21 protein-coding genes and 1 tRNA gene are annotated in these 23,765 nt (G+C 69.2%); 12 read left to right on the top strand and 10 right to left on the bottom strand.

Features of this window, described 5'->3' with window-relative positions; all coding sequences use genetic code 11:
• Positions 1-75: 75 nt before the first annotated feature.
• The 3 genes from HMF7854_RS03075 (at position 76) to HMF7854_RS03065 (ending at position 1,712) form a co-directional block, all read left to right on the top strand.
• Entirely contained in the window at positions 76-792 is a 717-nt protein-coding gene (locus HMF7854_RS03075) for a LytTR family DNA-binding domain-containing protein (protein ID WP_126717757.1), read from the top strand.
• Between the two features lie 37 nt (positions 793-829).
• Positions 830-1,216, top strand: coding sequence for a UrcA family protein (locus HMF7854_RS03070; RefSeq protein WP_185829137.1), 387 nt, complete (start codon positions 830-832; stop codon positions 1,214-1,216).
• 79 nt (positions 1,217-1,295) lie between these two features.
• Positions 1,296-1,712, top strand: a complete 417-nt coding sequence (locus HMF7854_RS03065; RefSeq protein ID WP_185829136.1) for a UrcA family protein — start codon at positions 1,296-1,298, stop codon at positions 1,710-1,712.
• Positions 1,713-1,758: 46 nt separating this feature from the next.
• Here HMF7854_RS03065 and HMF7854_RS03060 read toward each other — a convergent pair whose 3' ends face one another.
• A complete protein-coding gene (locus tag HMF7854_RS03060; RefSeq protein WP_126720034.1) occupies positions 1,759-3,513 on the bottom strand; it encodes a cation:proton antiporter domain-containing protein in 1,755 nt (584 codons plus the stop codon).
• A 64-nt stretch (positions 3,514-3,577) separates the two neighbouring features.
• Between HMF7854_RS03060 and HMF7854_RS03055 the strand changes: the two genes are divergently transcribed.
• From HMF7854_RS03055 to HMF7854_RS03035, 5 genes are all read left to right on the top strand, one after another.
• Positions 3,578-5,641 carry a S9 family peptidase gene (locus tag HMF7854_RS03055; protein WP_126717754.1) on the top strand — a complete coding sequence of 688 codons (2,064 nt, stop codon included), beginning with the start codon at positions 3,578-3,580 and terminating at the stop codon, positions 5,639-5,641.
• 10 nt (positions 5,642-5,651) lie between these two features.
• On the top strand, positions 5,652-7,046 hold the full coding sequence (locus tag HMF7854_RS03050) for a hypothetical protein (protein ID WP_126717753.1): 1,395 nt from the start codon (positions 5,652-5,654) through the stop codon (positions 7,044-7,046).
• Positions 7,043-7,441 carry an acyl-CoA thioesterase gene (locus HMF7854_RS03045; RefSeq protein ID WP_126717752.1) on the top strand — a complete coding sequence of 133 codons (399 nt, stop codon included), beginning with the start codon at positions 7,043-7,045 and terminating at the stop codon, positions 7,439-7,441. Before HMF7854_RS03050 ends, HMF7854_RS03045 begins: the two co-directional genes overlap by 4 nt.
• A gap of 274 nt (positions 7,442-7,715) precedes the next feature.
• Positions 7,716-8,372 (top strand): maleylacetoacetate isomerase, encoded by a 657-nt coding sequence (gene maiA, locus HMF7854_RS03040; protein WP_126717751.1) that lies wholly within the window; start codon positions 7,716-7,718, stop codon positions 8,370-8,372.
• Between the two features lie 26 nt (positions 8,373-8,398).
• Positions 8,399-9,184: a class II aldolase/adducin family protein gene (locus tag HMF7854_RS03035; protein WP_126720033.1), complete on the top strand. Its 786-nt coding sequence runs from the start codon at positions 8,399-8,401 to the stop codon at positions 9,182-9,184.
• Here HMF7854_RS03035 and HMF7854_RS03030 read toward each other — a convergent pair.
• From HMF7854_RS03030 to HMF7854_RS03020, 3 genes are all read right to left on the bottom strand, one after another.
• Complete coding sequence (locus tag HMF7854_RS03030) at positions 9,181-9,663, bottom strand: hypothetical protein (protein WP_126717750.1); 483 nt, start codon at positions 9,661-9,663, stop codon at positions 9,181-9,183. The two genes, HMF7854_RS03035 and HMF7854_RS03030, sit on opposite strands and share 4 nt — an antisense overlap.
• A 135-nt stretch (positions 9,664-9,798) precedes the next feature.
• Complete coding sequence (locus HMF7854_RS03025; protein ID WP_126717749.1) at positions 9,799-10,236, bottom strand: glycine zipper 2TM domain-containing protein; 438 nt, start codon at positions 10,234-10,236, stop codon at positions 9,799-9,801.
• A 181-nt stretch (positions 10,237-10,417) separates the two neighbouring features.
• On the bottom strand, positions 10,418-11,323 hold the full coding sequence (locus tag HMF7854_RS03020; protein WP_126717748.1) for an aldo/keto reductase: 906 nt from the start codon (positions 11,321-11,323) through the stop codon (positions 10,418-10,420).
• A 246-nt stretch (positions 11,324-11,569) separates the two neighbouring features.
• Between HMF7854_RS03020 and HMF7854_RS03015 the strand changes: the two genes are divergently transcribed.
• Both HMF7854_RS03015 and HMF7854_RS03010 read left to right on the top strand, forming a co-directional pair.
• The gene (locus HMF7854_RS03015) at positions 11,570-12,130 is read left to right on the top strand and encodes an NADPH-dependent FMN reductase (protein ID WP_126717747.1); all 561 of its coding nucleotides are present in this window, start codon (positions 11,570-11,572) and stop codon (positions 12,128-12,130) included.
• Positions 12,131-12,173: 43 nt separating this feature from the next.
• Positions 12,174-13,664, top strand: a complete 1,491-nt coding sequence (locus tag HMF7854_RS03010; protein ID WP_126717746.1) for an FGGY family carbohydrate kinase — start codon at positions 12,174-12,176, stop codon at positions 13,662-13,664.
• 33 nt (positions 13,665-13,697) lie between these two features.
• On the opposite strand, the gene HMF7854_RS03005 is transcribed toward HMF7854_RS03010, so the two are convergent.
• The 3 genes from HMF7854_RS03005 to HMF7854_RS02995 all read right to left on the bottom strand — a co-directional run bounded on the left by HMF7854_RS03005 (position 13,698) and on the right by HMF7854_RS02995 (position 15,562).
• Positions 13,698-13,774: transfer RNA gene (locus HMF7854_RS03005), tRNA-Pro, on the bottom strand.
• 102 nt (positions 13,775-13,876) lie between these two features.
• On the bottom strand, positions 13,877-15,190 hold the full coding sequence (locus tag HMF7854_RS03000) for an FAD-dependent oxidoreductase (protein WP_126717745.1): 1,314 nt from the start codon (positions 15,188-15,190) through the stop codon (positions 13,877-13,879).
• Between the two features lie 57 nt (positions 15,191-15,247).
• Positions 15,248-15,562, bottom strand: a complete 315-nt coding sequence (locus tag HMF7854_RS02995) for a polyhydroxyalkanoic acid system family protein (RefSeq protein WP_126717744.1) — start codon at positions 15,560-15,562, stop codon at positions 15,248-15,250.
• 63 nt (positions 15,563-15,625) lie between these two features.
• Between HMF7854_RS02995 and HMF7854_RS02990 the strand changes: the two genes are divergently transcribed.
• Positions 15,626-16,393 carry a D-Ala-D-Ala carboxypeptidase family metallohydrolase gene (locus HMF7854_RS02990; protein WP_185829135.1) on the top strand — a complete coding sequence of 256 codons (768 nt, stop codon included), beginning with the start codon at positions 15,626-15,628 and terminating at the stop codon, positions 16,391-16,393.
• A gap of 63 nt (positions 16,394-16,456) precedes the next feature.
• On the top strand, positions 16,457-19,063 hold the full coding sequence (gene clpB / locus HMF7854_RS02985; protein WP_126717742.1) for an ATP-dependent chaperone ClpB: 2,607 nt from the start codon (positions 16,457-16,459) through the stop codon (positions 19,061-19,063).
• 12 nt (positions 19,064-19,075) lie between these two features.
• On the opposite strand, the gene HMF7854_RS02980 is transcribed toward clpB, so the two are convergent.
• The 3 genes from HMF7854_RS02980 to HMF7854_RS02970 form a co-directional block, all read right to left on the bottom strand.
• Complete coding sequence (locus HMF7854_RS02980) at positions 19,076-19,342, bottom strand: hypothetical protein (RefSeq protein ID WP_126717741.1); 267 nt, start codon at positions 19,340-19,342, stop codon at positions 19,076-19,078.
• 58 nt (positions 19,343-19,400) lie between these two features.
• Complete coding sequence (locus HMF7854_RS02975) at positions 19,401-20,552, bottom strand: aspartyl/asparaginyl beta-hydroxylase domain-containing protein (protein ID WP_126717740.1); 1,152 nt, start codon at positions 20,550-20,552, stop codon at positions 19,401-19,403.
• Positions 20,553-20,638: 86 nt separating this feature from the next.
• Positions 20,639-23,722: a TonB-dependent receptor domain-containing protein gene (locus HMF7854_RS02970; protein ID WP_126717739.1), complete on the bottom strand. Its 3,084-nt coding sequence runs from the start codon at positions 23,720-23,722 to the stop codon at positions 20,639-20,641.
• Between the last annotated feature and the right edge of the window lie 43 nt (positions 23,723-23,765).

Raw genomic sequence — 23,765 nt, 5'->3', positions numbered from 1 at the left:
CGGTCCTAGCCTATGGTAAGAAAGGCGCTTGGGGCGGTCGGCTGGGACGGGCGGTAAGCGCACGGGAGCCGAGTCATGGGCGCAATCAGATCCTCTGTTCCCGACGACTTACGGGTCCTTCTTTGCATCGCCTTCCAGGCCGAGCTCGCGCCGAATCGCATCGCGGCGCTCCGCCGCGGGCTGGTCGAATCGCCGGCCTGCTGCAGCGGCTTCGACCTCACCGGCCGGTTCGATTTCGCCGCGGAAATGGCGTTCGAGAGCCCCGCCGCGCTCGACGAATGGCTGAACCGCACCCGCGAGGAGCTCGACGGGGATGCCGTCGACATCGACGTCAGCATCATCTGCCGTCACCACGAGCCTGCCGACGAGGCCGCCAGCGCCGACCTCCTGGTCCCCGTCGCCGGCGGCTACCGGCGCCTGCTGCTCGCGGCGATCGAGCGGGTCACGGCCGAGCGCGACTATGTCCGGATCCATGCCGAGGGCGCCACCTGGCTGCTCCACAGCACCCTCCAGGCGCTCGCCGAGCGGCTGCCGGGGGAACGCTTCATCCGCATCCATCGCTCGACCCTGGTCCGCCGCGACACGATCGAGCAGCTCGTCCGTCGCGGCCGTCGCTGGCAGGTCTGCTGTCGCGACGGCAGCTGCCTGCTGATCTCGCGCACCCACCTGCGCGACACGCTGGCCGCCTTCGACGCCGATCGTCGATCCGGGAACGACGTTCATCGACGCGGCGGTTCGTCGGGCGATGCGGCGCTCCGTCCTGCCGAAGAGCCCGTGCGACTCGCCTCCTGAAAGCTCATTCCTGAAGCCCTCAAGACAGGAGGGTAGAATGAGCAGGACGTTCATGATTTCCGCCGCCATCTTGACGGCCCTGGCCGCCAGCCCGTCGCTCGCGCGCGGCCCGGTCGTGGTGACCGCCGAACCCGACCGGGTGGTGCGCCACATCAGCTACGCCGACCTCAACCTCGCCGTGCCGGCAGGCGAGCGCGTGCTTCAGGCCCGCGTGCGCGGAGGCATTCGCGGTCTCTGCGACGAGATCGTGCCCGGCGGCACGACCGATCTCAACTCGATCCTCGGGCGCAAAGATTGCTCGCGGGATGCCTGGGAGCAGGCCGATCCGCAGATCGCCGCCGCCATCCAGCGCGCCCGCGAGATCGCGAGCACCGGGACCTCGACCATCGCCGCCTCGGCGATCGTCATCAGCCTCGGACACTGATCGCCGGACAAGCGGCCGCTGCTGGCCATGGCGGCAGCCGTCGGCGACCGGTCTTGCGGGGTCGGCCGCACCGGGGTGCATGGCCGCCATCAGGCAGGAGAATGCGATGGCCCCGTCATCCATGCTTCCGGCCGCTGCCCTGTTCCTGGTTGCGGCCGTTCCGGCGCTTGCCCGGCCGGTTGTCGTCACCGCCCCCGAGCCCGATCGGCTCACCGTCCACATCCCACTCGCAAGCCTCGACCTCGCGACGAGCCGCGGCGAGCGGGCGCTCGCCCGGAGGGTAACCGGCGCGGTGCGCGACCTCTGCAACGAGGCCGTGGGCGCCGCCGGCATCTCGCTCGTCGACACTGTTCGCTGGCAGGATTGCTCGCGCGCGGCGTGGAGCCAGTCGCGGCCGCAGATGGAGGAGGCGCTCGCCCGCGCCCGCGCGGTCGCCGCGTCGGCCGCTCCGGCGCTCGCCGTCACGGCCATCACCATCAGCCTGCCGACCCGGTGATGGCCGTCCGGCCCGCGCCCTGCCCCAGGGCGCGGGCCGGGTCCGGCTAGCGCCGTTCGTCCTGGGTGATGATCTTTTCGCGCGCGGTCTTGAGGTCGCCGGTCTCGAACTGTCGATGCAGCCGTTCGCGGTCGCGCCCGCGGTACATCGCCTCGGAGCGGTCAATCTGCTCGCCACCGACGCCGATTTCCTCCAGCGCCATCCGCGCCATCCGGACCGCGCTCTCGAGCACTTCGCGAACCACGTAGCGGACCGGCGAATCCTTGAGCTTGATCACCGAGCGGCGGTCGAACGCCCGCGCGTACAGCGCCGCCTTGGGGAACGCCTCGTGCACGCCCTCGATGATGTCGGGGGTGAGCTGGTCGCCGTCGATGCAGAAGAGGATCAGCTCGGCCTCTTCCGCGCCCGCCTGCCGCAGCAGGTCGACCCGCGTGCCGTCACCGAAATAGACCTTGGCGCCAAACTCCCCGGCGACGTCGATCATCTCGACGTCGGTGTCGATCAGCGTCACCGGCACCTCGCTGGCGATCAGCATCTGCGCGACGGTCTGCCCGAACCGGCCGTAGCCGACGATCAGCGCATTGGCGCCATCGTTCTGCGGCTCCTCCCGCTTCTCCTGCCGCTCGACCGGCGCCTCGCGCAGCTTGCGCGTCGCCTTCATCAGGAACGGCGTGGTGACCATCGAGAGGGTCACGATCGCGCTGAACAGGCTGGTCGTCTCGGCGTCGATCAGCTGCGCGCCCTGCGCCTGGCTGAACAGCACGAAGCCGAACTCGCCGCCCTGGCTGAGCAGGATCCCGAGGCCGAGCGCGCTCCGCCAGCTCATCCGGAAGGCCAGCCCAATTCCGGCGATCACCGCTGTCTTCACCGCGATCAGCGCCGCCGCCATGCCGAGCACGAACAGCGGCTCCTTGGCGATCGCCCCGAGGTCGAGCAGCATTCCGACCGAGAGGAAGAACAGCCCGAGCAGGATCGAACGGAACGGCTCGACGTCGGCCTCCAGCTCGTGGCGGTAGGGCGAGTCCGCCAGCATCACGCCCGCGACGAAGGCGCCGAGCGCGGTCGACAGGCCAAGCAGCTCCATCAGCGCCGCCGCGGCGATGATCGTGAACAGCGCGGCGACCACGAACATCTCGCGCTCGCCGAGATTGCCGATCAGCCGGAACAGCGGGCGGATCGCGAACCGGCCGAGCGCGATCAGCCCGGCGATCGCGCCCACCGTATAGAGCGCCAGCAGCCAGCCGGGCGGCGCGTTGGCGTCGGCCGGGTTGCGGCTCATCAGCGTGACGATGGTGATCAGCGGGATGATCGACAGGTCCTGGAACAGCAGGATCGCGAAGGCGCGCTCGCCGAACGGGGTGCGCAGCCGGCCCGAGGACTGCAGCAGCGGCAGCACCTGCGCGGTCGAGGAGAGGCCGAGCGGCAGCCCGAGCGCGATCGCCGCGGCGAGGTCGTTCTTCGTCACCACCCAGGTGAAGCCGGCCAGCAGCAGCCCGCAGCTCGCCACCTGCAGCAGCCCCAGCCCGAAGATTTCCCGCTTCATCCGCCACAGCCGCGCCGGGTTGAGCTCCAAGCCGACGATGAACAGCAGGAAGGTGATCCCGAGTTCGGCGACGTCGATCTTCTCCGCCGCCCCGCCGACCAGCCCGAGCACGCTCGGACCCACCACCGCGCCCGCGAGCAGATAGCCCAGTGTCGCGCCCAGACCGAGCCGGCGGAACAGGATGACGAAGCCCAGCGCGAAGCCGAGCAGGATCACCGCGTCGCGCAGTAGGTGGGTCTGGACGGTCGCTTCGTGCATCTCGCCCAACGGCTTGGCAGAGCCGGGCTGGTGAAGCCAGCCCCGACGACCTAGGTGGGCGCTCATGACCGACCAGCCCCCGCGCCCGCCCCGCGCCGACAAGCGCCCGCACAGCTTCAGCCACCATGGCGTCACCATCGACGACCCTTACGCCTGGCTGCGCGACCCGGCCTATCCCGAGGTCAACGACGCCGACGTGCTCGCTTACCTCAAGGCCGAGAACGCCTGGTTCGAGGCGGCGATGAAGCCGCATGCCGGGCTGGTCGACACGCTGTTCCAGGAGATGAAGGGGCGAATCAAGGAAGACGACAGCTCGGTTCCGCAGAAGGACGGCGACTGGCTCTACTGGTGGGCGTTCAAGCCCGGCGCCCAGTATCGCGACTGGTACCGGCGGCCGGTCGCCGGCGGCGCCGACCAGCTCATCTTCGCCGAACCGGCCGCGGCCGCGGGCAAGGATTATTTCCGCCTCGGCGCGATCGCGGTCAGCCCCGACGGCCGGCTGATGGCGACGATGATCGACGACAGCGGCTCGGAGCGCTTCACCCTCAGCGTCCGCGAGGTCGACAGCGGGCGCGAGCTCGAGACGGTGACCACGGTCGGCATCGGCTCGCCGGTCTGGACTGCCGACAGCGCCGGCCTCGTCTACACCGAGGTCAACGACAATTGGCGCAGCTACCGCGCCCTCTACCATCGCCTCGGCGAGGACCCGGCCCGGGCCAAGCTCGTCTACGAGGAAACCGAGGAGCTCGGCTTCTCGGTCGGGGTCGGCGAATCGCAGGACCGCTCGACCATCTTCATCGCCACCGGCGACAACACCACCAGCGAGGTCCGCTTCGTCCCCGCGGACGACGCGGCCGCCGAGCCGGTGATGATCAGCCCGCGCCGCACCGGCCGCGAATATAGCTGCGACGCCGCGCACGGCCGGCTGTGGATCCTCACCAACGACAACCACGTCAATTTCCGCGTCGCCACCGCCGAGTTCGCCGCCCCGGGCGAGTGGAACACGCTGGTCGAGGGCAGCGATCGCACCTACCTCCGCGGGATCACCGCCTTCCGCGACCATCTCGCGCTGACCGCCCGGGTCGACGGCCTCGACCAGCTCCTGCTACGCGATTACGCCACCGGCGAGACCCGCCGGATCCCCTTCGCGGAGGCGAGCTACTCCGCCGCGTTTGGCTCCAACCCCGAGTTCGCCCCCGCCGCCTACCGCGTCGGCTATTCCTCGATGGTCACGCCCGGCACCGTCTACGACTATCATCCCGAGGACGATCGCCTCGAGGTCCGCAAGGTCACCGAGATCCCGTCCGGCTACGACGCCTCGCAATACCGCACCGAGCGGCTGATGGTCCCCGGCCGCGACGGCGCCGCCATCCCCGTCTCGGTCGTCTACCGCGACGACTTCCGCAAGGACGGCGACGGCAAGCTCTTCCTCTATGCCTATGGTGCCTACGGCTTTGCCATCCCGCCGAGCTTCTCCAGCTCGCGCCTCAGCCTGCTCGACCGCGGCTTCGCCTACGCCATCGCCCACATCCGCGGCGGCGACGACCTCGGCTACCAGTGGTTCCTCGACGGGAAGCTCACCAGGCGGACCAGCACCTTCAACGACTTCGTCGACGCCGCGAAGGGCCTGGTCGACGCCGGCTTCACCCGGCCCGGCCGGATCGCGATCCAGGGCGGCTCGGCGGGCGGCGAGCTGATGGGCGCGGTCGCCAATTCCGATCCCGAGCTGTGGGGCGCGGTGGTCGCCGACGTCCCCTTCGTCGACGTGCTCAACACCATGCTCGACGCCAGCCTGCCGCTCACCCCCGGCGAGTGGCCCGAGTGGGGCAACCCGATCGAGGACAAGGCCGCCTTCGACCTCATCCGCAGCTATTCGCCCTACGACCAGGTCAAGGCCCAAGCCTATCCGCCGATGCTGATCACCGGCGGCCTCAACGATCCCCGCGTGACCTATTGGGAGCCGGCCAAGTGGGCCGCGAAGCTCCGCGAGCTCAAGACCGACGACAATCTCCTTTTGCTCAAGATCAACATGGGCGCCGGCCACGGCGGCAAGAGCGGCCGCTGGGACTCGCTCCACGAGGTCGCCGAGGCCTACGCCTTCGTGCTATGGCAGCTCGGGGAATCCTGACGGGGGTGGGATGAAGCGACCGCTGCTGTTTCTCGCGAGCCTGGCGGCATCCGGGGCAGCACCCGCCGCCACCTCCGCAAGCCCTGACGCGCCCGTCGCCAGTGTCGTGGTCGCCCGCTCGGGGAACCGCTGGTCGGCCGACTATCGCCTGGCCATCGCCGCGCCCGTCTGGGTCTTCGCCAAGTCCCATCCACCCCTGAAGGGTCCCGTCTCGTGGCGCGTCCCGAGCGTCCGGGTGCTCACGCCGGGCGTCCGGCTCGAGCGCATCGGCGACTATGACGCGCTGGTGGCGGACGGCGGAGCCGTTCCCGCGCGAGTCCGGCTGGCGTTCACGCCCGTCTCGGCCAATCTCGAAGGCAGCTACGACCCGGCGCTGCTGTTCACCGATGGCGCGGTCGCCCTCTATGCCGACGCGTTCCGAGTTCTTCCCCTGCCCTCGGCCGCGGTCGCCGCGAAGGCCCCGCGCGACAGCGACCTCCTGCCCGGAGTGGCCCGCCCCACCCGGATGACGTTCCGCGATGGCGGCAGCCCGATCCTTTACCAGGGCCGCCGTGTCGACCGGGTCACGACCGACGACGGCGATGCCTATCTCCTGTTCGGCAAGGCGACCCCGCTGGTTGGCCCGGCGCTGACCACCGTCATCGATCCCGCCCTCCCGGCCTGGCTCGCCACCTTCCTCCGCACCGAGATCCCGGCCATCCTCCAGTCCTACCAGCGCGCGCTCGGACCGGCCCCGGTCGGGCGCCCGACGCTGCTCGTCTCCTGGGCCGGCCCCACCCCGCACCTCATCAGCATGGGCGGCAGCGTCCTGTCCGGCATGGTGGTCATGCGTCTCGAAGGCATTGGCGTGGTCAAGCCCAGCGCCCAGCTCAGCAGCCAGGCGCGCTGGTTCGCCGCGCACGAGTCCGCGCATTTCTGGCTCGGTCAGGCGATCGCCTACAGCCGCCCGGAGGAGAGCTGGATCACCGAGGGCGGCGCCGAACTGCTCGCCTTCCGCGCGACCGCCGCCGCCGACCCCCACTACGACATCCATGCCCGGCTTCGCGAGGCGCGCGACGAATGCGTTCCCTATCTCGCCCATGGCGGGATCGAGGCCGCCTACCAGCGGACCGACGACTTCCGCGCCTATTATGCCTGTGGCGTGATCCTCGCCCTGGTTGCGGAGAAGGCGGCCGGCGGCGACTTCGGCCGCTTCGTCCGCACCCTGATCGCCCGCCATGGCGCGCAGAAGACGGTAAACCGGCGCGAATGGCTGGCACTGGTCGAGGAACTGGGGGCGCCGCGCGGCGACACCGCCGCCATCGCCGACCTGCTCGACAAGGGGCATCCCGACGGCAAGGCCGCCCTCGACGGGTTCATCGCCGCGACCGGTATCGGCCCGGCCTTCGCGACACCTGCCACATGACCCGCCCCGTCTTCACCGCCACCATCACCGCCACCCCCGACCACATCGACGAGCTCGGCCACGTCAACAATGCGGTCTGGGTGCAGTGGATCCAGGACGTCGCGGTCGCCCACTGGCGGAGCGTCGCCGACCCGGCGCACGACGCTGCCTATATCTGGGTCGTGGTCCGCCACGAGATCGACTATCTGCGCGCCGCGCTGCCCGGCGACGTGCTGACCGCGCGGACCTGGGTCGGCGAGGCTCCGCGCGGCGCCCGCTTCGACCGCCACATGGAGTTCACCGGCGCGGATGGGAAACCGCGGGTCCGCGCGCTGACGGTATGGGCGATCCTCGACCGGGCGAGCGGCCGCCCGCTGCGCGTGCCCGAGGCGGTGATCGCCCCCTTCCTCGGCTGATTTGGCCTGTCCTACCGCGCCCCACCTGTGGCATTCACGCGGGCATGGCGACGAGCGAACCGAGCGCATCCCAGACGAGTCCTGCCGCCTCTTGGCAGTGGCACCGGGCCACAACTGCGCACCGGCAGGAAGATCCGCAGGCAGCGCGCCGGTCCCAGCGGCCCGTCTCGTCTCCCGTGAAGAAGCGCGACACTGTGACCATTGGGACCTTTCGTGCCGCACCGAACCTGGCGACGCGGCTCGACCCTGTGACTCTTCGGACCGTTCGCGCGCGATGAAACCGCTGCTCCACGATTACTGGCGCTCCTCCGCCTGCTATCGCGTCCGCATCGCCCTGCACCTCAAGGGCGTCGACTTCGACACCCATGTCGTCGACCTCGCCGCCGGCGACCAGCGATCGGAGGCGTGGCGCGCCGAGAACCCGCAGGGCCTCGTCCCGATGCTCGAGATCGACGGCCACCGCCTCGTCCAAAGCCTGGCGATCATGGACTATCTCGACGCCCGCCACGAGCAGCCGCCGTTCGTCCCCAAGGACCCGGCGGCGCGCAGCCATGTGCTGGCGATGGCGCTGGTGGTCGCTTGCGACATCCACCCGCTCAACAATCTGCGCGTGCTGCGGCATCTCAAGGGGGAGCTGGGCCAGTCGCAGGAAGCCGCCGACGAATGGTATCGCCACTGGGTGCGCGAAGGGCTCGCCGCGCTGGAAGCGATGGCGGCGCCGGGTGCCGGCCGCTTCCTCGCCGGCGACGAGATCGGCTTCGCCGACATCTGCCTCGTGCCCCAGCTCTACAATGCGCGGCGCTTCGACGTGCCGCTCGCTCCCTATCCGACGCTGGCGCGGGTCGAGGCGAGCTGCCTCGCCCTGCCCGCCGTCGCCGCCGCCCACCCCGACGTTGCCCGAGAGATTGGGGCCAAGGAGAAGATGGCATGAACCGTGTCGACAACATCAACCGCGGGATGGAGCGCCTCGCCACGCCCGGCGAGGTCGAGATCCCGAGCCTGGAGGGGAAGGTCGGCGAGGAGGAGTGGAAGCTCCGCGTCGATCTCGCCGCCGCCTACCGGCTGATCGCCCACTACGGCTGGGACGATCTCATCTTCACCCACATGTCGGTGCGCATCCCCGGGCCCGAGCACCACTTCCTGCTCAACCCCTACAACCTCATGTTCGAGGAAGTGACTGCCAGCTCGCTGGTCAAGGTCGACACCAACGGCAATCCGGTCGATCCGACGCCCTTCATCACCAATCCCGCCGGCTTCACCATCCACTCCGCGATCCACATGGCGCGCGAGGATGCGCAGGCGGTCATCCACCTCCACACGCCGCACGGCCAGGCGGTCGCCGCGCACGAAGAGGGGCTGTTGCCGCTGACCCAGACCGCGATGCTGGTCGGCGGCGATCTCGCCTTCCATGACTATGAGGGCGTGGCGGTCGACCTCGACGAGCGCGAGCGGCTGGTCGCCGATCTCGGCAGTCATGGCGTCATGCTGCTGCGCAACCATGGCACGCTCAGCGTCGGCGAGACGATCGGCGAAGCCTTCATCAAGATCTATTTCCTCGAGCGGGCCTGCGAGGCGCAGGTGCTGGCGCTGTCCGCCGGCGACCGGCTCAACCGCCCCCCGCAGGGCTCGCCGGAGATCACCGCGCAGCAGGGCGCGACCGGCCTCAAGGTCGCCGCCAACTATCTCGCCTGGCCCGCGCTGCTGCGCAAGGCGTACCGGCTCGACCCCGCGTTCGCGAGCTAGGCGGCGAGCTCGTCGAGCGAGGCGAGGCGTCGGCGCAGCCGCTCGACCCCGTCGCCGAGTTCGGCCTCGAGCCGCTCGGCCTCGTCAAAGGGGATGGCGTGCCAGCGTACCGGACTGCCGTCGTTCGCGGCCTCGATGTGAATGGTGATCAGCCACTGGCCCTTGCGGCCGTGCCAGACCGACGCCTCGCCGTAGAGAAGCTGCCCGCGCCAGTCGAGCAGCGGCTCGAGCGCGGCGAGCGCGTTGCGGGCGGAGCGGACGTAGACGGTCAACGGGCGCGTGGCGACCCGCTCCTGGAGCAGCGCGAAGCGCGCGCGCAGCTCGCGGTTGCCGAGCCGGCGCCGGCGCTGGCGAGCCGGGGTCAGCGCGTTCAGCGCCTCGTCGACGAGCTGCTCCAGCTCGACGAACAGGCGAAGGCAGGTCGCCCGCCAGGCGAGGGCGGCGACCAGCTTGGTTTCATGCTCGGAAACAGGGTTCACCCGCGCAAGTTGAGCGGGAAAAACCTAAGATTCAATTGCAGTTAATAACCACCGATCAATTTCGCGGGGCGCTGCAATTCGGCCACAGCAATGGTGGCCAGTCGGGCGCCGCTCCCGGGAGCGGCGCCCAGCCGGTTAGCGGCAGGTCACGCGGTTGCGGTCGGCCGAGGTGCCGACGGCGCCGCCGGCGATCGCGCCGAGCACCGCGCCCAGCGGCTTCGCACCGCCCGGCGCGATGATCGAGCCCAGCGCACCGCCGGCGATCCCGCCGACGATCAGCCCGGTCGTGCCGTCAGAGCGGCGGCAGTAGTAGCGGCCGTCGTTGCCGACATAGACGCGGTCGTCGTAGCTCAGCTGACGCTCGCGGTAGCGGGGATCCTCGCGGTAGTAACGGTCAGCGTAATAGCCGTTGTAGCGCGGATCGGGACGATCATAGTCGTAGCTTCCGTACTGCGTGTAGTAGCCACGATCATAGTAGCCCCAGCCGCCGTCGTTCGGCCCGTACGTGTCGTAGGCGCAACCGCTGACGGCGGCCGCGGCGGCGGAGATGGCAAGCAGCGCAAGTTTCTTCATGACAGCCCTCCTCAAGGGTGAGCGTTCAAGAAGCTGTCGCGTCAGCCCTTCTCGACGCCCTTCGATGGTCGTTCGAGCCCGTCGCAAAGCGGCAGCGGCTCGCCCGATCAAACCGCCGGATAGTCGTTCCGGTTCCGAAAGTGGCTGACTTGTCACGCACAGCGCCCGCACCCGGCCGCCGCTACGGCAGCTTCTCTCCGCGCGCTGCGACCAGCACCGCGTACCATTGCTCGCGAGTCCAGCGCACGCGCAGCGCCTCCGCCGCTTCGCGGATCCGCTCGGCTTTCTGAGATCCGACGATGGGGATGATTCCGGCCGGATGTGCCATCAGCCAGCTGAGCGCCGCCACGCTGCGGGCGACGCCGTGCGCCTGCGCGACCTCGTCCAACGCAGCGGCCACCGCGCGGTCGCGCTCGTCCTCGGGATCGATCAGCCGCCCGCCGCCAAGCGGCGACCAGGCCAGCGGCCGAAGCCCGAGCCGGAGCGCCTGATCCAACTCGCCATTTTCGAAACAATCGATGCGCAGCGGCGAGATCTCCGGCTGGGTCGTGGCGAGCGGGACCGTGAGGAAGTGCTTCAGCGTCTCGATCTGCGCCGGCGTGAAGTTCGAGACGCCGAGTCGGTCGATCTTCCCCGCCGCGACCGCCTCCTCCAGCGTACGGGCGACCTCCTGCGGGTGCGCCAGGATGTCGGGACGGTGGATCTGGTAGAGATCGATGCGCTCGACCCGCAGGCGCCGGAGCGACGCGTCTATCGCCCTGGCGAGGTAGGCGCCGCTCTGGTCGTAGGGCAGCGGCGGCCGGATGCCGCCCTTGGTCGCGAGCACCATGCGCGTCCGCAGCCCGGGATCGGCGGCGAGCACCTCGCCGAGCAGCACCTCCGCGTTGCCGAAGCCGTCCCGTCCGTCGAAGCCGTAGATGTCGGCGGTGTCGAGCAAGGTCAGCCCGGCATCGAGCGCGGCATGGACCAGCACCGCCGCTTCCTCGCGCGAGCCCGCCAGGCGCCACATGCCCCACGCCAGGGGCGAGACCGGCGGCCCGCCCGGTCCGAGCGGCAGGGTGGCTGGCGGAAAGGGCAGGTCGCTCATCACATCTCCTCGAGGCAGGCCGGCTCGCGAGGCGCGCTTGGCCCGGGCAAGAGCCGCGGTGCCTGCCGCTGCGTCCTGCGAAGCGCAAGCGACGATCCGTCCGCAACGGCCGGCGACAGGCCCGGCGGACTGGAAACGAGCGCCCGATTGAGCAAGGACAGCAGCGTGCCCGTCCGCTCGGCCGATTCCGGCAGGCGGGTTCGGCGCGACGCGGCGGCCCAAGATGCGAGTGGAGATAAGCGAAGGATGAGCAAGGCACCCAGGATCGTGGCCATCGGCGGAACGATCCGGCCCGGCAGCAGCACCGAACTCGCGCTCGCCGCCGCCGCCGCCGCCGCGCGCGACGAGGGCGCCGAGGTGAGCACGTTCGATGGCGCCTACATGGCGGCGCTCCCCCACTATCGGGGGCCGCACTGGTCGGCCAGCGACGGCGCCGAGCTGATCGCCGCGATCCGCGACGCCGACGGCGTGCTGCTCGCCAGCCCCGGCTATCACGGCACCGTTTCCGGCCTCGTCAAGAACGCGATCGACTATCTCGAGGAGCTCGCGGCCGATCGCCGCCCCTATCTTCACGGGCGCCCCGTCGGCCTGATCGTCACCGCTTTCGGGCACCAGGCGGCGAACAGCGGGATGACGACGCTACGCACCATCGCGCATGCCCTGCGGGGCTGGCCGACGCCGTTCGGCGCCGCGCTCAAGGTCGGACCCGACACGTTCACCGCTGGCGGCGGCTGCCTCGATCCGGCGGTGCTCGACCAGCTGGACTTGGTCGGCCGCCAGGTCGCCCGGGTCGCCGGGCGGTTGTGAACGCCCTCCGCGACCGGCGATGGCGGAAGCGCGGCCTCGCGCCATGAGCGACGATCCGCTGATCCTCGTGCTCGACGAGGGCACCAGCTCGACCCGGGCCATCCTCTATCGGCTCGACGGCGCGGTGCTCGGCTCGCGCGCGCTCCCGATCAGCCAGCACTACCCGGCGCCCGGCCTCGTCGAGCATGACGCCGAGGAGATCTGGCAAGCCACGCTTGCCTGCGGCCGGGCGATGGTCGAGCAGGCCGGCGGCGCGGGCGGCATTGCCGCGATCGGCATCACCAACCAGCGCGAGACGGTCGTTGCCTGGGATCGCCGGACCGGTCGCCCGTTGCACCGCGCGATCGTCTGGCAGGATCGCCGCACCGCCGACCGTTGCGCCGCTCTCAGGGAGGCCGGTCACGAGCCTTGGGTGCAGGCGCGCACCGGCTTGCTACTCGATCCCTATTTCTCCGGCACCAAGATGGCCTGGCTCGCCGCTCGACCGGACGTCGCCGCGGCCGGGGAGTGGCTGGCGCTCGGAACGGTCGACAGCTGGCTCGCCTGGAAGCTGACCGGCGGCACCCATGTCAGCGATGCCAGCAACGCCAGCCGGACCATGCTGCTCGACCTCGACGGGCGAGACTGGGACGATGCGCTGTGCGACCTCCTCGCCGTTCCGCGCGCATCGCTCCCGGCCATCGTCGGCAACACCGAGCACATCGGCCTCACCGACAGGCGCTGGTTCGGGCAGGCCATCCCGATCACCGCGATGATCGGCGACCAGCAGTCCGCCACCGTCGGCCAGGGCTGCAACGCGCCCGGGCAGACCAAGCTGACGCTCGGAACCGGCGCCTTCGCGCTCACCAGCCTGGGCTCTTCGCGGCCCACCGATCCCGGCAGGCTGCTCGGCACGATCCTGACCGACATCGGCGGCGACCGCCGCTTCGCGCTGGAAGGATCGATCTTCGTCGCGGGAAGCCTGATCAAGTGGCTGCGCGACAATCTTGGCCTGCTCGGTACCGCTGGCGAAAGCGAAGCCCTGGCGCGGTCGGTCGAGGACAGCGGCGGCGTTACCCTGCTGCCGGCGCTCGCCGGTCTTGGCGCGCCCTACTGGCGCCCCGCGGCGACCGCCGTCTTCGCCGGACTAACCTTCGCCTCGACCCGCGCCCATTTGGTTCGAGCCGCGCTGGAGGCCATCACGCACCAGTGCGTCGACCTCGCCGACGCCTTCGCCAGGACCGGCGCGGCATGGGATGAGATCCGGCTCGACGGCGGCATGAGCGCCAACAACTGGCTCGCCGAGGACCTCGCCGCGATGCTGAACCTTCCCGCAACCCGACCCGACGACGTGGAAACCACCGCTCGCGGTGCCGCGATGCTCGCAGCGGTCGGCGCCGGCCTCTACACCTCGCTCGACGAAGCCCGCGCCATGCTCCCGCCAACCCGCCGCTTCGATCCCCGCCCCGACGATCAGGCCCGAGCGACACGCCTCGCGGCATGGCAGGCGGTCTTGAAAATGTCGGAAGGGCAAAAGCACCCGCCGGCCGGCTAGGCCGCCGCGCGGAGCGTGACGCGCTCAAGAAAATGGTCGGGGAGAGAGGATTCGAACCTCCGGCCCCTGCCTCCCGAAGACAGTGCTCTACCAGGCTGAGCTACTCCCCGACCGGAACCCGCGGCGGCGTGCGCCGCGAGAGCCAAGGCGGGGCGGTCTTTAGGCGGGGGCGCGGCGGAGCGCAACCCTGTCCTGAAGCGCTTTTCGCGAGCTCAGCGGCCGCCGGCGCGGAGCAGCTCCTCGACCCTGACCAGCTTCTCGCGCGGGCTGCCCGAACGCGCCGCGGCGGCTTCCGCCGCTTCGATCTTCTGCCAGTCGGCGAACACCAGCGGGTCGCAGCCGCGGCTGGCGAGCAGCCGATCCAGCGACGCACCGCCCTCGCGGCCGCTGGCAGCGCCACCCGGCGGGAAGGCGGCGGCGATCTGTTCGGCGACCTCCTGCCCATCGGGGCGATTGGTCCCGATCGTGCCCGTGGGGCCGCGGCGGGCCCAGCCGACGCTCCACAGCCGCTCGGCAACCAGGCCATGGTCGTTGGGGAAGCGCCCAAGCCGGTCGTCGTAGGGGACGCCCGGGATCGCCGGGCTCTGGTAGCCGATGCAACTGACGACAAGGTCGGCGGCCAGCTCATAGGTCTCGCCGGTGCCGTTGGCCTGCCCGTCCGCGCTCAGCGCGGTTCGCTCCACCCGGACCCGTTCGGCCCGACCAATCCCCTCGATCGCCAGCGGCTTGGCGAAGAAGTCGAAGGCGATGGTCTTCGGCTTGGAACCGTCCGGCGGGTTCGCGGCGAATTCGCGAAGCAGGGCGACCGACTTGCGCTGGCCCGGCTCGAGCGGGCCATCGCTGTCGGGCAGCGGCAGGTCGCCCGGCTCCACCAGCGGCACCGCTTCGCCAAGATGGCCGAGCTCGCCCAGCTCCTTCGGGGTCATCGCGATCTGGTGGGGACCGCGACGACCAAGAATGGTGATTCTGCGGATCGAGGACCTGCGCAGCGCGGCGAGCGCATGGTCGACGATGTCGGAGCCGGCGAATTCCGCTTCCGTCTTGGCGAGGATCCTGGCGACATCCAGCGCGACATTGCCGTTCCCGACGACCACTGCATGGGTCCCGTCGAGCCGCGGCTTGAGCTCGGCGTGGTCCGGATGCCCGTTGTACCAGCCGACGAAGGCGGCCGAGCCGATCACGCCCGGCAGGTCGTCGCCGGGGATACCAAGGCGGCGGTCATGGGGCGCGCCGGTCGCCAGCACCACCGCATCGTAGAAGTGGAGCAGCTCCTCGACCGACACGTCGGCCCCCAGATGGACGTTGCCGAGGAAGCGCACGCTCTTCTCCAGCGCGACCTTCTCGTAGCGCTTGGCTACGGCCTTGATCGACTGGTGGTCTGGCGCGACCCCGAAGCGGATCAGCCCGTAGGGGACCGGCAGCCGGTCCAGAATGTCGATCCGCGCGCCCGCGCCATAGGCCTTCACGAGCGCCTCGGCGGTATAGAAGCCCGCCGGTCCCGAACCGATCACCGCGACGTGCCGCATCGGCCTCTCCTTCTTGGTCGAGCCGAGAGGCTAGTCCCGATCAGCGCAAGTGCAAGCTCAGCGCTTGTCCTCCAGCAGAAGATCGCTCCCCTTGGCGCGCAGTGCCGCCTCGATCGGCTTGGCGAACATGCCGAGCAGACCGGGGAGGACGATGTTCACCCGGACGAACCGATCTTCCACCCCGAGTTGCGCGTCGACCGCCTGGCCCATCGCCGCGATGGTCATGTCGAGCCGGTCGCCGGCCCAGTCGCTGCTGACCTCCGCGCCGCCAGGGATGTGGTTCTGCAGCTTGTGCAGGTTGGCGGCGATGCGCCGCTTGGCTTCCTCGCGCCCCAGCGTGTGGGGCAGGTCGACATGGATCGGTTGAGACATGCTGTTGGTTTGGGAAGGCCGCGGCGCCTTTTCAAGCGCCGGATATGGAGTAGACTCCGCCGGATGAGTGCCGTTGCCGCCCTGCTGCTGATGATTCAGGCCTCGCCGATCCTGCCCGCCCCGGCGGCGTGGGACCCGGCGGCCGACTATATCACGCCGGGGCAGGACGCGAACGGCTATCGCTCGTGGGTCTTCGCCGACCCGACCCGGATGCCGGCGGTGACGGCCTTCCACAACTATCTGACCAGCGCTGGCGTCGCCTATGTCGTGCCGACCTGGCAGCTGTTGCGGACCGCCACCGACTGGACCAAGTGCGGCGCGCAGCCGTTCGAGGTTCCGCCCACCGGCGAATGGCCGAACATCGTGCAGACCCTGCGTTACGTCCGCGACGACGTGGTCCCCGCGGTCGGGCAGGTCGAGGCGGTGTCCGCCTACCGCAACGCGACGCTCAACCGCTGCGCGCTGGGGGCGAAGGAAAGCGCTCACCTCCACTTCTCGGCGGTCGACCTGGTGCCGCTCGCGGCGATCAATCGCGGCGCGATGATGCAGCGTCTGTGCGCAAGCCACGCGGTCGCGGGACAGCGCTACGGCGTTGGCCTGGGCTTCTACACCAAGATGCGCTTCCATGTGGACAGCACCAAGTTCCGCACCTGGGGCCGCAACGACGAGGGCACGACGGCCTGCGCGCGGAGCTGGGAGCTGGCGCACGCCAACGACGTCGCGCCGCCCGCGCTGGCCGTGCTGCCGGGCGCCGCCCCCCTGACGGCGCCCGTGCCGGGTGACCCGCTCGCGCCGCTTCCGGGAAGCGGTGGAGGCAGCCCGTCCAAATAGGGGTTGCTCCCACTTGTGTTGCTCATGGGCAACACTACATCTCACCCCAAGAGAGGGGCTGACATGGACTTCGACAAGCTTACCGAACGCGCCCGCGGATTTCTTCAGGCGGCCCAGACCATTGCGGTGCGCGAGCATCACCAGCGGATCGCCCCGGCGCATCTGCTGAAGGCGCTGCTTGACGACGAGCAGGGCATGGCGGCCGGGCTGATCAACGCGGCTGGCGGCGACGCCCAGGCAGCGCGGCGCGAGGTCGATGCGCTGACGGCCAGGATCCCCGCCGTCACCGGCTCGGGCGCGAGCAGCGCGCCGGCGCTCGACGGCGACACCATTCGGATCCTCGACCAGGCGCAGGAAGTCGCCAAGAAGAGCGGCGACGCATTCGTCACGGTCGAGCGCATCCTGCTCGCCATGACGCTCGCCAAGGGCAGCGACGTCGGCAACGCGCTTCAGCGCGCGGGTGTGACCCCGCAGAATCTGAATGCCGCGATCGACAAGCTGCGCGGCGGTCGCACCGCCGATACGCAGAGCGCCGAGGACCGCTATGACGCGCTGAAGCGCTTCGCCCGCGACCTCACCCGGGCCGCCCACGACGGCAAGCTCGACCCGGTCATCGGCCGCGACGAGGAGATCCGCCGCACCATCCAGGTGCTCGCGCGCCGGACCAAGAACAATCCGGTGCTGATCGGCGAGCCCGGCGTCGGCAAGACCGCGATCGCCGAAGGGCTGGCGCTGCGCATCGCCAACGGCGACGTTCCGGACGGCCTCAAGGACAAGACGCTGATGTCGCTCGACATGGGCGCGCTGATCGCCGGGGCGAAATATCGCGGCGAGTTCGAGGAGCGGCTCAAGGGCGTGCTCGACGAGGTGAAGGGCGCCGCTGGCGACATCATCCTCTTCATCGACGAGATGCACACGCTGGTCGGCGCCGGCAAGGGCGAGGGCGCGATGGACGCGTCCAACCTGCTGAAGCCGGCTCTGGCGCGCGGCGAGCTCCATTGCATCGGCGCGACGACGCTCGACGAATATCGCAAGCATGTCGAGAAGGATGCCGCGCTGGAACGTCGCTTCCAGCCGGTGTTCGTCGGCGAGCCGACCGTCCCCGACACCATCTCGATCCTGCGGGGGCTCAAGGAGAAGTACGAGCTCCATCACGGCGTGCGGATCACCGACGCGGCGCTGGTCGCGGCGGCGACGCTGTCGAATCGCTACATTTCCGATCGCTTCCTTCCGGACAAGGCGATCGACCTGATGGACGAGGCCGCCTCGCGGCTGCGGATGGAGGTCGAGTCCAAGCCCGAGGAGATTGAAAATCTCGACCGGCGGATCATCCAGCTCAAGATCGAGCGCGAGGCGCTCAAGAAGGAGCAGGACGCCGCGTCAAGGGACCGGCTGTCGCGCCTTGAAGGCGACCTCGCCAACCTCGAGCAGCAGTCGGCCGAGCTGACCGCCCGCTGGCAGGCGGAGAAGGACAAGATCGCCGGCGAGGCCAGGATCAAGGAACAGCTCGATACCGCGCGGATCGAGCTCGAGCAGGCGCAGCGCTCGGGCGACCTCGCCAAGGCGGGGGAGCTCGCCTACGGGCGCATTCCGGGGCTCGAGAAGCAGCTCTCCGAGGCGCAGGCCGCCAGCCAGGGTGCGATGCTCCGCGAGGAGGTCACCGACCAGGACATCGCTGCGGTCGTCAGTCGCTGGACCGGCGTCCCGGTCGAGCGGATGATGGAGGGTGAGCGCGAGAAGCTGCTCGCCATGGAAAGCGCGATCGGCGCCAAAGTGATCGGCCAGGAGGATGCGGTGAAGGCCGTCTCCGCCGCGGTCCGCCGCGCCCGCGCCGGGCTCCAAGACCCCAACCGCCCGCTCGGCTCCTTCCTCTTCCTCGGGCCGACCGGCGTCGGCAAGACCGAACTGACCAAGGCGCTCGCCGAATTCCTGTTCGACGACCCGACCGCGATGGTCCGCATCGACATGAGCGAGTTCATGGAAAAGCACGCGGTGTCGCGGCTGATCGGCGCGCCGCCGGGCTATGTCGGCTACGAGGAAGGCGGGGTGCTGACCGAGGCGGTCCGCCGCCGGCCCTACCAGGTCGTGCTGTTCGACGAGGTCGAGAAGGCGCACGGTGACGTGTTCAACGTCCTCCTCCAGGTGCTCGACGACGGCCGGCTGACCGACGGCCAGGGCCGCACCGTCGACTTCACCAACACCATCATCATCCTGACCTCGAACCTCGGCAGCCAGTATCTGGCGAGCCTCGGCGAGGACGAGCCGGTCGACAAGGCCGAGCCGCAGGTGATGGAGGTGGTCCGCGCCCACTTCCGGCCCGAGTTCCTCAACCGGTTGGACGAGATCATCCTCTTCCACCGCCTGTCGGCCGGACACATGGGGCCGATCGTCGAGATTCAGGTCGCGCGGCTTGGACGCCTGCTCGAGGACCGCAAAATCCGCCTCGATCTCAGCGCCGCGGCGCGGGCGTGGCTGGGTCGAGTCGGCTATGATCCCGTCTACGGCGCCCGCCCCCTCAAGCGCGCGGTGCAGAAATATCTGCAGGACCCGCTCGCCGACGCCATCCTTGCGGGCAAGGTGCGGGATGGCGACGTCGTCCATGTCGACGAAGGCGATGGACGACTTCGGATCGAACCGGCGTCGACGGCGGCCCAGGCCCAAGCAGCCTGAGCCGCCCCTGGCTTAGCAGACCTCGCCGCCCGTCCCCGAGCAGTGCGACTGCTGAAGTCGGTCGACGACATCGCGATCCTGGCGGCGCTGTTCGGCCCATTGCGCAGCGGTCATGCAGACCTTCCGCGCCGCCAGTCGCGAACCCAGCTCCTCGATCCGCTCGCAGATCATGCGATTGGGGTCTCGCTGCGGCTTGGGCTTGGGAGCATCGACCGTCTGGGCGCCCGACGGCACGGCTGCCGCAACTGCCAGCGCAGTGACCAACTGAACAAGCTTCATCGTCGTTCTCCCTTACCAACGCGACTTAAGCCAAGGTGGACCGGCCCGACAGGCCGGATCACAGCGCCTCGGTTCCCATGCCCCCCGATCCGACAATCACCGCCCGCGCGACGGCGCGATCGGCACTCGTCAGGTCCGGGACCCAGAGATCGAAGATGAGCACGACCCGAAGTGCGTCGCTGTCGTTCCAGGCTTCATGCTCGATCGTGTCGTCGAAGACGAAACACCGCCCGACTTCCCACTCGAGCTCGGTCGCTCCCACCCGAAACCCGCAGCGCGGCGGAACGATCAGCGGCAGATGACACACGAGCCGCGTGTTCGCCACGCCGGTATGTGGCGGAATGCGCGTCCGTGGCGCCAGCAGCGAGAAGAGAGCGTTGGGGGAGGCGCCCGGAACGTCGGGCTGGTCCAGCGAGGCGAGCAGCTCCATGGTCCGCGGGCAGAGGTCCGCGTTGGCTCCGACCCGCTCACCATTCTTCAGCAGGTGAAGCGCCGACCACGCCTTATTGCGGTTGAGCGCCTCCCACTGCCGGAGCGGCACCTGGTCAGGGTACTGGATGTAAGGGACGAGCTCAGCGCCGCGGCTTGCGACCAGCGCATCGAATTCGCGCTGAATGTCGGCGGTCGCTGCCTCGATCGCCTCCAGTCCATGGAAGCGCTCCCGATCGTGCACTTCGATCGTCGGGAGCTCGGGATAACTGAAGTGGGTAGGCTGCTGGACGAACGGCTTGGTCTGGCGGGTAACATTGCCGATGAGCCGCTCTGCGCGGCGTGCCCCGGCCCCGTCGAGGTCGGGGGGAAGCAGCCGACATAACTTCTGCTGCATTTCCAGCCAGTAGGTCGACGCCCGGCTCCTGGCGTGCGCTAGCGCCTTGCGGATGGCTGGCGACAGCTGTTCCTCGTCCGGCGCCTGCGCGATCGCGAAGGTAAACGCCTGATCCGCCCCGACTTGCCCCATTTTCTCGAGCAGGAAGGCACGAGCGAGCAGCGCCGAGAAGTCGAGCGGCGACAAGGCCAGCGACCGGTCGATCGCGGACAACGCTGCCTCGAGCTGCCCGGTCGCACGGAGCATGGCCGACAGTTTCAGCCAAACGCCCTGATCGTCCGGCCGCTCTGCCGACAGCCGTTCCAATTGCGCGACTGCCTCCGGAAACCGCCCTTCCGCGGCCGCGCGATCGGCCAGCACTTCCACCGATTCGGATGCCTGCATCCGCGCAGAATGCACAAGCCGACCACAAAAGAAAACGGCGGACCTCCCGAGGGAGATCCGCCGCCTTCTTGTCGTAGAGTCTTAGCTTAGAATTCGACGGTGACACCGGCGAACAGGTAGCGACCCAGCGAGTCGTACACCTGCGGGTAGGTGTTGCCGTTACCGAACGGCGCACCGACGATCTGGCTGCCCGCAACCGGCGGGGCCTTATCGAGGATGTTGTTCGCGCCGATGCGGAAGTTGAAGTGATCCTGGATCTTCGCCTGGAGCGCCAGGTCGAAGTAGCTCTGGGCCTTCAGCTTGTTGTTGCCCTGACGGCTGCTGCCGGCCAGATCCGTGTCGCTGCTGAGCGCGTCATTGCGAACGCGGCTGAAGTAGCGCCACTGACCCGACAGACCGATGCCGCTCGGCAGGGTGAAGCCGACCCGGAACTTGTGCCGCCACTTCGGATTCGGCGTGCCGCACTGGACGCCGAAGAAGCCGGCGCAGTCGTAGCGGATGTCCGCCAGCGGGTTCACCTCGAGCTTGTCGAGGTAGGTCCCGACGAAGCTCAGGTTGAGGTTGCCGAGGCCGCCGATTCGACGCGCATAGCTGCCGTTGACGTCGATGCCGCGGGTCTTGAGGCCACCAACGTTGGTGTTGGTGTCGACCGTGTAGCCGTTCGGCGTCAGGTACAGCGAGCCGAACTGGTCGCGGTGGATGCGGCTGCAGAAGAACGGATCCGCGGTGGTCAGGCACTGCGAGAGGATCGTGTCGACACCGATGGTGCCGATCAGGTTCTTCACGCGAATGTCGAACCCATCAACGGTGACCGCCAGGCCGGGGATGAACCGCGGCTGGAGGATCACGCCGAGCGTGTAGGAATCCGCCTTCTCCGGCGAGACGTTCGGGTTACCGCCGGTGAAGCCGTTGTACTGCGACGCCGGGTTCTCCGGGACGTTGCCGAACTGGGCCGCCGTCACGCCGGTAAGGGCGCACTGCGCAGCGGTGAAGCCGTTGACCAGGCCGCCGACTGCCGCACCCGCGCACGGATCGGTCACGCCGGCGAGGCCGACGGACTGAGCCGAGAAGAGCTCGACGATGTTCGGTGCGCGGACCGCACGGTTGTAGCTGCCGCGGAACCGGACATCACGGACCGGAGCGAACTCGGCCGCGAGCTTGTAGGTGTCGGTCGAAAAGGAATTCCCGGCGACATAGTACTTCGAGTTCCGGTAACCGCCGCTCACGTTCAGGTCGTAGAAGAACGAGTTGCTGACGATCGGAACCTGGACCTCGGCGAAGAGGTCGCGGACGTGGAACTGGCCGCTGACGCCGATGGTCGCGCCACCCTGACCGGCAAGGTCGCCGGTGGTGAACGCCTGGTCCGTGTTCAGGACCAGCTTCTCCTTGCGGTACTCGGCACCGACGTTGAGGCCGAGGCCACGCTCCGACCAGGGGCTCTTGATGCCATACTCACCGAGCTCGCCGGTGAAGTTGATGTTGGCAACCTGCTCCTGCGTGTTGCCACGCTGGAAGCCCGGGGTCTGGAGATAGTTCAGCGCCGCCGGCGTAACGCTTCCGGTGCCGAAGATGTCGTAGGGGACGCAATTCGGGTCGAGACCGTTCAGGACCGAGCGACAGACGGGAGCGCCGCCGGCCGGGTTGGCGACCACGTCGAGAGCACGGCCGAGGCGCGTGATCGAGAAGTCGTTGAGGTAGGTCTCGGCCAGGATCGTCTTACCGAACTGGTAGGACGCGTCGTACGACAGGCCGCGGGTGATGTCGCCGCGCATGCCGCCGACGATCCGGTAGTCCGTATGCTCCAGGTCGTCCTGACGGCCGCCGCCCTCGACGTTACGGCGAAGGATGACGACGTTCGAACCCACGACGCCGTTGGCGTTGGTGTAGGTCAGGCCCGGGGCGCAGACGACGGAGCGCTGCTGTGCCGACAGGAGCGGGTTGTCGCAGTTCAGGAAGCTGGTGTTGCCGAAGTCACCCGACGGGGCGATCTGGGCGATGGACTGGTCGTCCATGAACATGGCTTCCATGTACGGCTTGAAGGCGGGGCTGATCTCGTAATCAGCGAACACGCCAGCCGTGTACCGCTCGTCCGGCCGCTGGTAGTAGTTGTACGGCGCGAAGTTGAACGGGGTCGAGCCCGCGATGAAGGTCCGGTTCGGGCCGACCTGGAACACGCCGCGCGAGGCGAAGGTCGGGCTGAACAGCTGGAAGGTGCCGTTCGCCGAGGTGCCGGAACCACCGCAGCTGTAGAGGCGGCCCAGCGAGGTCACCTGCGCATCGGTGTTGGCCGAAAGGCCGCACGCCGAGTAGTCGCGGTCCGCCTGCAGGATGGCGTCCTGCTTGCGATAGGTGAAGTAGCCGGTGACATGGCCGCGGTTGTCGTCGAACGACGCACCCATGGCGACCGAGATGTCCTGCGCGAGGCCATCGGTCGTCATGCCCTTCGGATAAGCGAAGTTGCGGGCGGTCAGGGCGCCGATGATGTTGTTGCCGGCACGGTTGTCGTGGTTGAACGTGCTGACCTGGCCCTCGACGCGGATGCCGGTGAAGGTCGTGTCCATGATGAAGTTGACGACGCCGGCGACGGCGTCCGCACCATAGACCGACGAGGCACCGCCGGTGAGGACGTCGACGCGCTTGATCAGCGCCGACGGGATGAAGTTGATGTCGGCGACCGGCGAACGCGGATCACCCGGCATCAGGCGACGGCCGTTGACCAGCACCAGCGTGCGGCTCGAGCCGAGACCACGGAGGTTGACGGTCGCCGTACCGGTCGAGCCGTTCGAGACGTTCGAACCCTGCGCCGCGAACGACTGCGGCAGCGAGTTGACGAGATCCTCGACGCGGGTCGTGCCCTGGAGCTTGACTTCCTGCGCGGTGACCACGGTGACCGGGCTGGCCGACGTCAGGTTCGGCTGCGGAATGCGCGAGCCGGTGACGACGATGTCCTGGTTCTCAGCGACCGGGCGACCCTGCGCATTGGTCGACGGGACGGTCGTCTGACCTTCCTGCGGCGCGGTGGTTTCGGGGGCGGTGGGAACGCCAGCGCTGTCCGGCGGATTCTGGGTCGGCGTGGTCGGCGCGGTCTGCGCATAGGCAGCCGACGCCGTCAGGCTGGTGCCAACGACCAGCGTGGTCGAGAGCAGCCACTGGCGGAAACTTGGCTTCATAAATGTCTTCCCCTTAAGTGACCGGACTGCGTGGCCCAGCCGT

This window comes from Sphingomonas ginkgonis (assembly GCF_003970925.1).
Taxonomy (GTDB): domain Bacteria; phylum Pseudomonadota; class Alphaproteobacteria; order Sphingomonadales; family Sphingomonadaceae; genus Sphingomicrobium; species Sphingomicrobium ginkgonis.
Note: the sequence above shows the minus strand (reverse complement) of the source record. Positions and strands in the feature narration are given on the sequence as shown.